13 protein-coding genes are annotated in these 12946 nt (G+C 73.2%); 7 read left to right on the forward strand and 6 right to left on the reverse strand.

What is annotated here, in order from left to right; translation table 11 throughout:
- Nucleotides 1-4523: hypothetical protein (locus EOE48_RS29395; RefSeq protein ID WP_187371555.1), on the forward strand; the 4523-nt coding region annotated here is incomplete at its 5' end.
- Between the two features lie 187 nt (nt 4524-4710).
- On the opposite strand, the gene EOE48_RS26125 is transcribed toward EOE48_RS29395, so the two are convergent.
- The gene (locus tag EOE48_RS26125) at nt 4711-5991 is read right to left on the reverse strand and encodes an NAD(P)/FAD-dependent oxidoreductase (RefSeq protein WP_127733814.1); all 1281 of its coding nucleotides are present in this window, start codon (nt 5989-5991) and stop codon (nt 4711-4713) included.
- A gap of 28 nt (nt 5992-6019) precedes the next feature.
- A complete protein-coding gene (locus EOE48_RS26130; protein ID WP_127733815.1) occupies nt 6020-6241 on the reverse strand; it encodes a hypothetical protein in 222 nt (73 codons plus the stop codon).
- A 217-nt stretch (nt 6242-6458) separates the two neighbouring features.
- Between EOE48_RS26130 and EOE48_RS26135 the strand changes: the two genes are divergently transcribed.
- The gene (locus EOE48_RS26135; RefSeq protein ID WP_127733816.1) at nt 6459-6653 is read left to right on the forward strand and encodes a hypothetical protein; all 195 of its coding nucleotides are present in this window, start codon (nt 6459-6461) and stop codon (nt 6651-6653) included.
- Nucleotides 6654-6655: 2 nt separating this feature from the next.
- Complete coding sequence (locus tag EOE48_RS26140; RefSeq protein WP_127733817.1) at nt 6656-6886, forward strand: hypothetical protein; 231 nt, start codon at nt 6656-6658, stop codon at nt 6884-6886.
- Here EOE48_RS26140 and EOE48_RS26145 read toward each other — a convergent pair.
- Nucleotides 6861-7580 carry a spermidine synthase gene (locus tag EOE48_RS26145; protein WP_246154905.1) on the reverse strand — a complete coding sequence of 240 codons (720 nt, stop codon included), beginning with the start codon at nt 7578-7580 and terminating at the stop codon, nt 6861-6863. The genes EOE48_RS26140 and EOE48_RS26145 overlap by 26 nt on opposite strands.
- Nucleotides 7581-7678: 98 nt before the next feature.
- On the opposite strand from EOE48_RS26145, the gene EOE48_RS26150 reads away from it, so the two are divergent.
- The 3 genes from EOE48_RS26150 to EOE48_RS26160 all read left to right on the forward strand — a co-directional run bounded on the left by EOE48_RS26150 (nt 7679) and on the right by EOE48_RS26160 (nt 9784).
- Nucleotides 7679-7882 (forward strand): hypothetical protein, encoded by a 204-nt coding sequence (locus tag EOE48_RS26150; protein WP_127733818.1) that lies wholly within the window; start codon nt 7679-7681, stop codon nt 7880-7882.
- A 79-nt stretch (nt 7883-7961) separates the two neighbouring features.
- The gene (locus tag EOE48_RS26155; RefSeq protein ID WP_127733819.1) at nt 7962-8642 is read left to right on the forward strand and encodes a metallophosphoesterase; all 681 of its coding nucleotides are present in this window, start codon (nt 7962-7964) and stop codon (nt 8640-8642) included.
- A gap of 245 nt (nt 8643-8887) precedes the next feature.
- Nucleotides 8888-9784: a LysR family transcriptional regulator gene (locus tag EOE48_RS26160; RefSeq protein WP_187371556.1), complete on the forward strand. Its 897-nt coding sequence runs from the start codon at nt 8888-8890 to the stop codon at nt 9782-9784.
- Nucleotides 9785-9794: 10 nt separating this feature from the next.
- On the opposite strand, the gene EOE48_RS26165 is transcribed toward EOE48_RS26160, so the two are convergent.
- The 3 genes from EOE48_RS26165 to EOE48_RS26175 form a co-directional block, all read right to left on the reverse strand.
- A complete protein-coding gene (locus EOE48_RS26165) occupies nt 9795-10634 on the reverse strand; it encodes an aldo/keto reductase (RefSeq protein WP_127733821.1) in 840 nt (279 codons plus the stop codon).
- 22 nt (nt 10635-10656) lie between these two features.
- A complete protein-coding gene (locus tag EOE48_RS26170; protein WP_127733822.1) occupies nt 10657-11769 on the reverse strand; it encodes an alkene reductase in 1113 nt (370 codons plus the stop codon).
- Between the two features lie 93 nt (nt 11770-11862).
- Complete coding sequence (locus tag EOE48_RS26175) at nt 11863-12060, reverse strand: helix-hairpin-helix domain-containing protein (RefSeq protein ID WP_127733823.1); 198 nt, start codon at nt 12058-12060, stop codon at nt 11863-11865.
- A 421-nt stretch (nt 12061-12481) separates the two neighbouring features.
- Here EOE48_RS26175 and EOE48_RS26180 point away from each other — a divergent pair, with 421 nt between their 5' ends.
- A complete protein-coding gene (locus EOE48_RS26180; protein WP_127733824.1) occupies nt 12482-12925 on the forward strand; it encodes a hypothetical protein in 444 nt (147 codons plus the stop codon).
- Nucleotides 12926-12946: the final 21 nt, after the last annotated feature.

Here is a 12946-nt window from a genome sequence, read left to right on the forward strand (position 1 = left end):
CGCTGGCGGGCCTGCGCACCACGGTCGCGGCGTTGCGCGAGCGCGTGGCGGCGCAGGAGGCGCCGCGGCCGGCCGCCGGGCAGGGGCGAGCCGGCGCCCATACCCGGGCCGAGGCCAGGACCTGGCTGGCGGGCGAGTTCGGCCGCATCGGCGAGCAGACGGCGATCAAGGGAGAGGCCGACAAGGCGCTCGCCGATCTCGGCGCGCTGCTTCCCGCCAAACGGACCGCCCTGGCCGCCGCCGGGGCCGCCAACCCGCCCGACGCCGCCGCGACGGCGCTGCGGACCGAGATCGCGGAACTGACGGCCCTGCGGCGTGAGCTGATCTCGGTCCAGATCGGCAACGAGTTCGGCGGGCTCGGCAAGCTGGCCTCCGGCCCCGCCCCCAAGGGCGGGGCGATCACCGCGATGTGGGCCCTGCACGGTCCCGGCGCGACCTCGATGGAGAGTCGCGTCGACGAGCGCCAGATCCGCGAGATCGGCCGCATGGTCGATGCGTTCAACGCCGGCGCGACGCCGGTGCTCTGGGACGACGGCAGCGAGGCGACGCCGGCCTCGTTCTCCGAGCGGCTCGACAGGGTGGCGAGCCGGCTCGAAGGGGCCTCGAACCGCAAGCTCGGCGACGCGGCGGCGCGGGAGGTGCGGACTCTGGCCGCCGTGTTCGGCATCCGGGCGGCGCATGCCGAGGCGGTCGCCCATGTCGAGGCGATCCTCGACACGGCGCCGACCCTGCCGGTGGGCGGCGCGCTGCGGGCGATGACCGGCATGCTGCCGGGCCTCCGGGACGACGGCCATTCCGGCGAGCTGCCGGCGCTCGGGCGCGCGGCCGACAGCCTGAACGCGCTGGCCGGATGGATCCGCAGCGGCGAGCCGCTGCCCAACCTGCAGGGCCACGACGCCGGCTTCGACCGGGCGTGGCTGCCGCTGAAGCAGGAGGCGGGCGGGCAGAAGGCCGTCGTGTTCCTGCACGATCAGCAGGTCCGGCAGAGCCGGTCGACGCTGAGCCCCGAAACGCTGGCGGCGGGCGAGGCGCTGCTGCCGCTCCTGCACAGGACGGACGAGACGCTGACGGTCGGCGAGCGCCGGCAGCTCCTCGACTTCGCCGGCAAGGGCAAGTGGTCGACCCTGGCGGACGCCCGGGGGATGCTGGAGGAGGTGCGCGACGAGCGGATCCGGCAGAGCCGGTCGACGGTGAGCGAGGCGACGTGGGCGGCGGGCCTGCCGCTGCTGCCGCTCCTGGACAAGGAGGACGGGACGCTGACGGTCGGGGAGCGCCGGCAGCTCCTCGAGTTCGTCGGCAAGGGCAAGTGGTCGACGCTGGCGGAGGCCCGCGAGATGCTGGCGCCGGTGCGCGACGAGCGGATCCGGCAGGTCCGCGCGGCGCTGAGCGAGGCGAAGCTGGCGGCGGGCGGGCCGCTCATGCCGCTGCTGGCCAAGGCGGACGGCGCGCTCACGGAGAACGAGCGGGTGCAGCTTCTCGCCTTCGTCGGGAAAGGGGAGCGCTCGACCCTGGCGGAGGCCCGCGAGATGCTGGCCCAGGTTCCGGCGCAGACCCGGGCGGTGCAGGCGGCGCGCGAGAGCGGCGCCAAGGCCGCGACGCTCCGGCACGAGGTCACGGCGCTCAACCGGCGCTTCGCCGACGCGCTGACGGTCGACCGCCGCAAGTGGTGGAACCCCGCCACCTGGAGCCAGAAGTCGGTCCGGGTCTTCCACGAATCCTCGTCGGTCATGAAGGACAAGGCGTTCCAGACCGCCCTGCGCGCGTTCGGCGGCAGCGCCGCCGGACGCGACGTCGCGCTGATGACCGCGCGCCTCGCCCGGCTCGAACTGGAAACGATGACGGCCGAGACGCTCGGCTTCGGCGCCCACGGCGACAAGCATCTGGCGAACTGGCGGCCCGATCCCGCCAACCCGCTCGCGCATGTCGGGATCAGCAACCGGGACCTCGACGCGATCGGCATCACCGCGGACGAGTTCGGCGAGCTGCAGGCGACCGTCGAGGCGTTCAACCGGCAGGGGATCGGCAGCATCGACGACGTCCGCGCCTTCAATGCCAGCATCCGCGGCGTTGCCGAGACGGCGTTCCGCAGCCGGGGCGCCCAGGGCCTGATCGAGGGCTTCCAGTCCGAGAGCGCCCGGGCGATGGGCCGCCACCTCCTCGACGTCGTCGTCGAGAACGCCGACGTCACCAACCGGGCGACCGTGCCGCAGGCGCGCGAGCGGCATGCCGGCATCGACAGCGCCTCGGTCGCCGGGCATTTCCGCGATCAGGTCGCGACGCTGCGATCCGGCATGGAAGCGGCCGATCCGGGCTCCTGGGACCGGCTCCGGGAGGGGGCGACCGAATACCGCGAGATCGAGGGCCGGATCGCGCACAGCTACGGCGGCTATCAGGCGGTCGCGGCCGAGATCGAGAACGCCCGCAAGGTCCTCTCCGACGAGGCGGAGAGGGGGGATCTCGGCGTCGGCGTGAACCCCGGCGCGCGCCACGCCCTGCGCGACGCCGCGGCGATCCGCACCGGCCTGCGCGCCGGGCCCGGGGCGCCGGGATCGGACGAGGCGGCGAGGCGCCGGAGGCTCGAAGCGGTCGCCGACGCGATCGTCTTCATCCGCGAGGACGGGCCGACGCTCCAGGCCCAGCTCGGCGACCGGATCAGCGATCACGGCGCCGCGCTCGACGCCATCGTGGCGGCGCGCCGCGCGGCCAACCCGCAGCTCGGCGCCGTCACCGACATGATCCGGGCGGCGGTGCTGAACGAGTGGCTCGGCGCGAAGGCGGACCTCACGGTGACGGGCGACGCGGTCGCGGAGGGCTTCGACCCGGCGGCGGCGCCGGCCCGGGCCAGGATCGAGGCGCGGCTGGCGGATTGGGGCGTCACCCCGGACCGGTTCGCGCCGGAGATCGATTCCGTGCTCTACGCCCGGATGACGCCGGCCGATCTCCAGCAATGGGGCAGGGAGGTCCGGCTCTCGCCGCCGATGCGGGCGGAGCTGAAGGCGCGGGAGCCGCGGTTCTTCCAGGAGGGCGGCGGGGTCGCCGGCGCGATGAGGGATGTCCGCCGGGGAGCGATCGACGCCCTGACCAACCGGGCGACGATGACCCCGGACACCCGCGGGCACCTGTTCGCGCTGCTCGGGTCGTTCCAGGAGGGCGACAAGCTCGACCTGAAGGCCGGGCAGCGCATCGGCCTCGATTCCGGCAAGATCCCGATCGACCCGGCAGGGATCGCCGGGCTCAAGGCGAAGATCGCGGCCGCCCGTCTCGGCCAGTTCGAGGTCGAGCGCGGCTCGGACGGCTACAAGCTCCACCTCCGGGCCGGGTACGAGGGCAAGGGCAGCCTCGACGTCGTCGCCGGCAAGCGGGTCGGCTTCGGGTTCGGCGAGGGCGGCGGCGAGGGGTCGCTCGGGGTCGAGGGCAGCGGCAGCACGCTGAAGGGCGTGTCGATCAGCTTCCGGAACGATGCGGACGGCCTGAACGCGCTGCTCGACCTCGTCGGCAAGATGGTGGACGGGGACGCGATCTCCCACCGGGACTGGAAGGACGCGACCGACCTCGGCGCCACGACGGAGGGGCGCAGGAAGGTGGCGGTCGGCCTCAAGGCCGGCGCGGGCGTCACCCTGGGCGGTTCCTCTCCCTGGGCGGCGCACCACGACCGCCCGGACACGCTCGGCGCCGGCGCCTCGCTGGGGGCGGGCATCACGGGCAGCAAGGGGTGGAAGAGCGTCTCCACCGACAGCCTGAACCAGCGGACGGTCAAGAGCGAGGTCGAGTACGCCTTCACGGCCGGGGCGAATGCCGGGCTCTACGCCCGGATCTACAACCCGCAGAACATGGGTGCGAGCTGGCTCGCCCAGGAGAGCGGCGGCCAGGCCGGCGCCGACGCCGCGTTCGGCAAGGGGGCCGGGTGGGACAACGCCAAGGGAACGGCCGACGACGCCGGCAAGTTCAACATGCACGACACCGTACAGAACACCGACCTGCTCGGCGTCGACGTCTCCAAGACGTGGTCCTACACCGACAAGTCGAAGATCGTCTTCGACGGGTCGGGCTTCTACGACAAGTGCGAGAAGGTCCGGCAATCGAACGTCAAGGAGAGCCCGGTGGCGAAATTCGCCGCCGTCCACACGCCGGCGATGCGGAAGGCGATCGCCGACCCGGCGAATCCCGATCTCGACCGTGGGATCAAGCAGTTCATGGACCTGATGGGACCGGAGGACGCGCTCGCGGTGACCTACGCGCTCAGGACCGAGCGGAAGGCCGAGGCGAACGAACTCGTCCGCCGGGCGCAGGCCGAGCGCCGGGCCGGCAACGAGACCTTCGCCCGGGTCTACGAGGATCGCGCCGACACGATCGTCGCCGACGCGGAGAACTATTTTCCGAGCAAGATCGGCCTGTTGTCGATCGACGTGCGCAAGAGCGAGGTCACGAACCTGAACGGGCGCTGGGTCAAGTGGGACTCGTTCTCCGACGGCAAGACCGAGCACCAGGGCGCGTCGATCTCGATTCCCGAGCCGAAGGCCTGAAACGGTTTTTGGACGATTCGTTCAAAAACCGTTTCAGAAGCCCGCGCGGCGCCTGAGCGAAGCCGGTTTCTGCATCGCGAAGCGATCATTCAGAAACCGTATGAAACGATTTCCGGACATTCGGTCCGGGACGCGATCCTTCGGATCTCGTCTGAGCCGGGGAGGGGGCCGGCACCCCGGTCCCGGCTCACGGCTTCGGCGACAGGTGGGCGATCTGGCTGCCGAGGAGGTAGGAGTGCTCGCGCAGCGCCCGGAACCGCCGCGGGACCGGGGCGGTCGCGGGCAGCGGCAGGTCGTCCTCGCCGACGCGGCCGAGGATCAGGTCGGCGAGGGCACGGCCGAACACCGTGCCCGGCGCGATGCCGCGGCCGTTGTAGCCGCTGAACGAGACCACCCGCTCCGCGAGCCGGTGGAAGCGCGGCAGGGCGTCGGCGGTCATGCCGATCATGCCGTACCAGCCGGCCTCGATCCGGACCTCGCCGAGCTGCGGGAAGATCCGGCGCAGGGTGCGGCGGGCCCAGGCGGCGTGGATCGCGGAACCGGTGCCGCGCAGGGCGCCGACGCTGCCGACGATCAGGCGTCCGGCGCGGTCGAAGCGGAACGACGACAGCACGGTCCGGGTGTCCCAGCAGCCCTGGCGCTCGGGCAGGATCGTGCGGGCGAGGTTCGACGACAGCGGCGCGGTGGCGATGTTGAAGTAGGGGAGGTGGACGATCTCCTCGCGGATCTCCGGCCAGGGCGCCCGGGTGTAGGCGTTGGTCGCGACCACGACCCAGTCGGCGGCGACCGCGCCGGCCGGGGTCGCGACGCGCCAGCCCGTGCCCGCGCGGGTCACCGCCCCCACCGGGCTGCCGGTGTGGATCGCCGCGCCGGCCGCGATCGCGGCCCCCGCCAGCCCGCGGGCATAGGCGAGCGGCTGGATCGTGCCGGCCCGGCGGTCGAGGAGCGCCCCGGCATAGGCGGTCGAGCCGACCTTCCCGGCGGTCTCGGCGGCGTCGAGCAGGTCCACCGGTGCGCCGCGGCGGCGCCACTGGGCGTGGCGCTCGGCGAGTTCGCGCCGGCCGGATTCGCCGACGGCGAGGTGCAGCGTGCCGGCCCGCTCGGGCTCGCACGCGATGGCGTGGCGCGCGACGAGATCGAACACCACGCCCGGCGCGTCGCCGAGCAGGGCGAGGAGCCGTTCGCCGTGGGGCGCGCCGAGGATGCCCGGCAGGTCGTCGGGCATCACCCACAGCCCGGCATTGACGAGGCCGACATTGCGGCCCGAGCCGCCGAAGCCGATCCCGTCGCCCTCCAGTACCACCACCCGCGCGCCGGCCTCGGCGAGGTGCAGGGCCGCCGACAGGCCGGTATAGCCGGCGCCGATCACCGCCACGTCGGCGGTCGTCTCGCCGGCGAGCGCCCGCGTGGGCGGGGAGGGAGGGGCGGTGCGCGCCCACAGGCCGTGCGAGCGCGGATCGTTCGGCATGGCGTCGTCCCGCGATCGGACCCGTTTCTCAGTCGTCGAGGGGATCCAGGATCAGGCCGAGGCGGTCGCCCGCCGCGAGGGTGCGCCCGGGCTCCGGCTCCTCGACATCCGCGATCGAGCGGGCGATGCCGGCGACCGTCACGGGAGCGCCGACGAGTTCGTCGAGGCCGTGCGGGAACGCCCGCGGCGCGCGGACCCAGATGCGGTTCTCGTCCTGCGCGTCCACGTCCATCACCTCGGCGTTCCACATCGTCCGTCCCTCCCGGTTGTCGTTCGCGTCCCGGACGACCGGGCGACGCCTGGAATGCGGTCGCCCCAGAGCAGGGGCCGTACCTGGAAGATCGCCGCGACGCCACCTATCTGTGAGACCTCGGCAGTGATGCTGCGCCGGCGCGAGGCCGGCCGGCTGCCGATCGACCCGTCACCCCGACGCGGGCGTATGATCGGGCGAGTTCGAGAGGCCAGTCATGGCCAAGAGCGTCATCACGGGCTCCGCCCGTGGGGTCTCCAGCGACGACTTCAACAAGCGGATGGCCCGCCTCGCGCCGCTGCCAGAGCCGGCGGCGCAGCCCCCCAAGCACCGTTCGATCAGGAACAAGCCTGCCTCCCCGCCGCCCGAGCCTCAACCCGAGCCGGCCGGCGACACCCCGGAAGAGACCTGAGAATGCTGAGATCCAAGCAGAAGCCGAAGCCGCAGGACAGCGGCTTCGTGCTGTTCGACGTCTATTACGAGGATGGGTCGCGGCGGTCGAACCGCCGGGTCCCCCGTGCCGCCCTCCTCGGGCTCGACGGCGACGAGTCCGCCCGCGCGGTGATCGAGGAGCAGGACCGGGAGATCGCGGAGAAATCCGGCCGTCCCCCGCTCGCGATCACGCGGCTGACCCGCTCGGCCTGACCGCGGTCGCGGCGATCCCCTCGGGCGGCATCGTCGCGAACCACAGGACGTGCCGGCGCCCGCTCGTGCCGTCGGCGTGGACGCGCAGCTCCTCGACCAGGAAGCCGGTCCGGCGCAGGCGCGCCTTGAACTTCCGGTCCGGCCCGCCCGACCACACGCCCAGCACGCCGCCGGGCCGGAGGGCGTAGCGGGCCCGCTTCAGCCCCCAGGCGTCGTAGAGACGGTCGTTGACGCGGCGGACCATCCCCTCCGGGCCGTTGTCGACGTCGAGCAGGATGGCGTCGTAGCACGCCGCCTCGCGCTGGATGACCCGGTTGACGTCGTCCTCTCGCAGTTCGACGCGCGGGTCGTCGAGGCAGCCGGCGGTGAGATGCGCGAGCGGGCCGCGCGCCCAGGCGACGACCGCCGGGACCAGCTCCGCCACCACCACGCGCGCCTGGGGCCCGAGGGCCGCGAGGGCGGCGCGCAGGGTGAAGCCCATCCCGAGCCCGCCGATCAGGATCCTGGCCCGGGGCGTGTCGCGCAGGCGCTCGCAGACATGGGTCGCCAGCACCGCCTCCGACCGCGAGGCGCGGCTGCTCATCAGCTCGATGGTGCCGACGCAGATCGTGTATTCGTCGCCCTGGCGCATGAGCCGCATCGGCTCGCGCTCGCCGGGAATCGCGCTGGTGTCGATTTCAACCCATGGTGCCACGGAGCAGACCTTCGCTTGACGCGGGGGAGGGGGCGATGTCGCCGAAGCCGGCGCCCGCGGAGTTGGTCATCGCGGGCGCGATGTGCGAGAACGCGCGGATGACCGACGACACTCTCTATCCCTTCACGATCGAAGTCTCACCCCTGAGCGCCCCGAAAGGCCATTACGGCTGGGCGATCCGCAAGCACGGCAAGCTCCTGGAGCGCTCCGACCGGGCCTACGAGAACGAGGCCAAGGCCTACAACCGCGCGCTCGCGGCGGTCGAGCGGGCCCTCCACGGCGGCGCCGACGCCCGGCGCTGATCGCGTCGGCCTCGCTCGACCGGGCCCGGGCCGGCGAGGCCGGTGGCGGGCCCGGCACCGGGCCGCGAGCGAGGCAGCCATGCCCCTGACCTGCGCCATCGGCGACCCGCACGGCCGCCCCGATCTGCTGTCGGCCATGCTCGACGCCGCGGCGGCACGGGGCGTGGACACCGTCGTGTGCCTCGGCGACTACGTCGACAAGGGGCCCGACAGCGCCGGGGTGGTGCGCCTGCTGCGCCGGGCTCAGGCGCGGGCCCGGGTGATCTGCCTCGCGGGCAACCACGACGACATGCTGGTCCAGGCGGCGCGCGATCCCGCCCGGCATGCCTTCTGGGTCGAGAGGGGAGGGCGGGCGACCCTGGCGAGCTACGGCGCGTGGCACGCGCCGGACATCCCCGCCGACGACCTGGGGTGGCTTGCCGGGCTGCCGACCCTGCACGAGGACCGGCACCGCTACTACGTCCATGCCGGGCTGCGGCCGGGCGTGCCGGTGGAGCCGGAGAACCGGCACGACCGGTTGTGGATCCGCGAGCCGTTCCACTCGGCCGGGTACGATTTCGGCAAGCACGTCGTCCACGGCCATGCCCGCCAGCGCAGCGGCCGGCCCGACCTGCACCGCCACCGCACGAATCTCGACACCGATGCGTGGCGCTCCGGCATCCTGACCGCCGGCCTGTTCGACGACGCGGTCCCGGGCGGTCCGGTCGATCTGATCGTGATGACCGGACCGGGGCATCGGCTGCCGTCCTCGCGGCCATGAGCGTCGCGCCCACGGCGCAGGCCCGCGGCACCGCCGTAGGCACCGCGTCGGGTTCCGGGCTATCGTGCGATGTCCGGTCGATCGCTTGGCGATCCCTGCGGGATCGCTCGGCGATCCTGCCGGATCGCTTTCGCGATGCGGAAATCGGCTTCGCTCACACCCCGCGCGGGCTGAGGAGACGAGATCCCGAAGCGATCTTCCGGATTTCGTATCGCCCCTGCCCCGGTCAGGAGGAACCCGGCGCGATGGAGCTTCGCCATCTCCGTTACTTCGTCGCCGTGGTCGACGACCTCAGCATCACGCGGGCGGCCGAGCGGCTCAACATCGCCCAGCCGGCGCTGAGCCAGCAGATCAAGAACCTGGAGCAGGAGGTCGGGACGCCCCTGCTCCAGCGCTTCTCCCGCGGCGTCGCCCTCACCGAGCCGGGGCGGGCCTTCGCCGAGGAGGCGCGGGCGATCCTCGCCTCGGTCGAGCGCGCCACGACCCGGGCGCGGCGCATCGGCGGCGGCGACGTCGGGCAGATCCGCATCGGCTTCACCGGCTCGGCCTCGTTCCACCCCTTCGTCACCGGGGCGATCCGCGACTACCGCGCCCTCCATCCGGAGGTGCAGGTGGAACTGGTCGAGGAGGTGACCGCGCGCCTGCTCGTCGCGTTCCAGGACCGGCGGGTCGACGTCGCGTTCCTGCGGCCGGGCCCCGGCGAGACCGACCACCTGTGGGCGCACCACCTGTTCGACGAGGCGATGGTGGTGGCGCTGCCGGCCGGCCATCCCCTCGCCGCCCGCGAGGCGATCGCCCTGCCGGCGCTCGCCGACGAGGCGTTCATCGTCTACCCGCGCCAGAACGGCCGGGTGCTCTACGACAGCATCATGTCGGCCTGCGCCGGGGCCGGCTTCACGCCGCGCATCGCCCAGAACGCGCCGCAGCTGTCGTCGGTGGTCAACCTCGTCGAGACCGGCATCGCCCTCGCGATCGTCCCGCAATCGATGGCCCGGCTGGCGACCGAGGGCGTGCGCTACCGGCCGATCGCCCCGCCGGCCCCGACCGCCCCGATGGTGCTGGTGCGGGAGCCCGAGCCGGAGACGCCGCACGCCACCATCTTCACCAATCTCGTCCTCTCCCGGTTGAACCGGCCGGAATGATCGGTCGGCCCTACAGCATCGGCAGCGAGCGCGGGCGCGGCCCGCGCGGGAACGCCCGGTCGATCCGCGCCACCTCGTCGGGCGCGAGCCGCAGGGTAAGGGCGCCGGCATTGTCCTCGGCGTGCGCGACGCGCGAGGCCTTCGGGATCGCCAGCAGGGCCGGCTCGCGGGTCAGGAAGGCGAGCGCCACCTGCCGGGGCGTCGCGCCGTGCACCTGCGCGATCTCGGCGAGAACCCGCCCGCCGGGGCTCGACGGCGCCGGGAAGCGGCCGTGGCCGAACGGCGAGTAGCCGACGAGAGCGACGCCGTGGCGCGCGCACCACGGCAGCACCGCGTGCTCGATCGCCCGCTCGCCGAGATGGTAGAGCACCTGATTGCAGGCGATCCGGCCCGCCCCGACGAGGGCGAGCGCCTCGTCGAGATCCTCGACGTCGAAATTGCTCACGCCCCAGCAGCGGATCTTGCCGGCCTCCTGCAGCCGCTCGAAGGCGGAGAAGGTGTCGGCCAGGGGGACGCCTCCGCGCCAGTGCAGCAGGTAGCCGTCGAGATGGTCGGTGCCGAGGCGCGTCAGCGAGCGCTCGCAGGCGGCGATCGTGCCCCGGGCCGAGGCGTTCTGAGGCAGCACCTTCGAGACCAGGAAGACCCGGTCGCGCCGGCCGCGGATCGCCTCGCCGACGAGGGGCTCGGCCTCGCCGTACATCTCGGCGGTGTCGATGTGGGTGAGGCCGAGGTCGATGCCGCGCCGCAGCGCCGCGACGACCTCCGCCGGCCCGGACTCGTCGATGCGCCAGGTGCCCTGGCCGATGGCGGGGACCGGCCGGTCGGCCGATCCGAAGGGGTGCTGGCGCATCGCGTGCTCCTCGTTCCCGGGCTCAGCGCCGGACCGGCACCGGCCCGTTCATCCCCGGCCAGTCGGAATAGCCGTTGGCGCCGCCGCCGTACCAGGTCGCCTTCGGGGCCTCGGCGAGCGGCGCGCCGGTGGCGAGGCGATGCACGAGGTCGGGATTGGCGAGGTAGGGGCGGCCGAAGCTGAACAGGTCGGCGCGGCCCTCGGCGAGCTCCTTCTCGGCCAGTTCCAGGGTGAGCTGGTTGTTGCCGATGTAGGCGCCCTTGAAGCGCCGGCGCAGGTCGTCGAAGTCCACGCTGTCCGGCACGTCGCGGGTCTGCTGGGTCACGCCCTCGATGGTGTGGATGTAGAGCAGCCCGAACGGCGAGAGCGCGTCGACGTAGGCGCCGTAGGTCGCGCGCGGATCCGAATCGAGCGGAGTCTCGCCGGGCTGGGTCGTCGCCGGCGACAGCCGGATGCCGACGCGGTGGCCGCCGCCCCATTCCCCGGTCACCGCCCGCACCACTTCGAGGGGAAAGCGCAGGCGGTTCTCGATTAAGCCGCCGTAGCGGTCGGTGCGCCGGTTGGTCGAATCGCGCACGAACTGTTCGAGCAGGTAGTTGTTGGCCGAGTGGATCTCGACCCCGTCGAACCCGGCCTGCTTCGCGTTGCGGGCGGCCCGGCGGTAATCCTCGACGATGGCGGGGATCTCGTCGGTCTCGAGCGCCCGGGGAGTGACGTGCGGCTTCATGCCCTCGGCCGTGAAGGCGGTGCCCTTTGGCGCGAGGGCGGAGGGCGCCACCGGGAGCTGGCCGCCCGGCTGCACGTCCGGGTGCGAGATGCGGCCGGTATGCCAGAGCTGGAGGAAGATCAGCCCGTCGTTGGCGTGGACCGTGCGGGTGATCCGCGACCACGCCTCGACCTGGGCCTCCGACCAGATGCCGGGCGTGAAGGCGTAGCCGACCGCCTGAGGCGAGATGTTGGTCGCCTCCGACACGATGAGCCCGGCGCTGGCGCGCTGGCCGTAATAGTCCCCGGCGAAGTCCGGCGGCACGCCGTCGGCGGAGGAGCGGCTGCGGGTCAGCGGCGCCATCACCACGCGGTTCTTCAGGGTGAGGTCGCCGAGGGTGACCGGCTGGAGGATCGGGCTGTCGGACATCGGGATGGGGGAACTCCGGGATCGGGCGCCGTGCGGACGCCGGGATGCCGCGGCAACGCGCCGGCGGGCGCCGGGATGCTGCGCCGCACGGTCTCACCCTTCGGGCGGCCGGACCTCCACGGCCTCGCCGACGCCGTCGGTCTTGCCGGCGAGACCCGGCACCTCGTCGAGCTGGCGCAGGCTGGTGAACCGCCCGCGCTCCTCGCGGTAGCGGACGATCTCGAAGCCGTGCCCCTTCAGCGCCGGCACGCCGTCGAGGTCCTCCGCGGTGGCGGTGTTGAGGTCGATCATCGCACGGGGTCCCGGCCGCGGGGCGCGGCGAGCCCGGGCAACGCCGCCCGCGCGACGGCTGTTCCGTCCGGCCGCCGACGAACGGGGTGCGCCGCGAAGCCAGGGGATCACGGCCCTTCCCGGCCGGACGAGCGGCGAGGCGGCGGCGATCGGCCAAGACGACGACAGTCCTGCCATGGCCGGCGGCTAGGGCACGCCACGCCTTCAGCCGGACCCGGAGCCCTTCGGCGAGGATCCGGCCGGTCGAGATCCGGCGCGGCCATGCAACCGGCGTCCCGTGACTCCAGTCCGGCAAATATGCCGTTGTCTTCGCCGAAACGATCTCTCGTGCGCCGCCGCACTGACCCTGATGAGGCAGTCATGGGATCAAGGCTCATCGGAGACGCGCTGGGCGCCGCCGAGTATCGAAGGACACGCCGTCATGGCTCGTCTGACTCTCACCACCAAGCTCGTTGCCGCTGCGTCCGTCGCGGCGTTCGGCCTCTCCTCGCCGGCCTTCGCCGGCGGCCCGATCAAGATCGGCAGCTATCCGGGCGGTCAGCCCGGGGTCGTGCAGTTCGGCAAGAACGGCGGCTCGAACGTCCACGGCACCGGCCGCCCGGCCCCGCTCTCCAAGCAGGGCGGCTTCAAGCCCGGCGGCGGCCCCGTCTACGGCTACAAGCCCGGATACGGCGGACCGAAATGGGGTTACGGCGGCTACGGCGTGGCGGCCGGCGTCGGCCTCGCCGCGGGCCTCACCGGCGTGGCGCTCGCGACGCAGCGCTCCTACGAGCCGCTGCCGGACGACGATTGCGACGTGATCGTGCGCAAGTACTACATGCCGGACGGCTCGGTGCGGGTGCGCCACATCCCGCGCTGCTACTGACCGCCCGCCGCCCCGTCATCG

Source organism: Methylobacterium oryzihabitans, from assembly GCF_004004555.2.
GTDB classification, from domain to species: domain Bacteria; phylum Pseudomonadota; class Alphaproteobacteria; order Rhizobiales; family Beijerinckiaceae; genus Methylobacterium; species Methylobacterium oryzihabitans.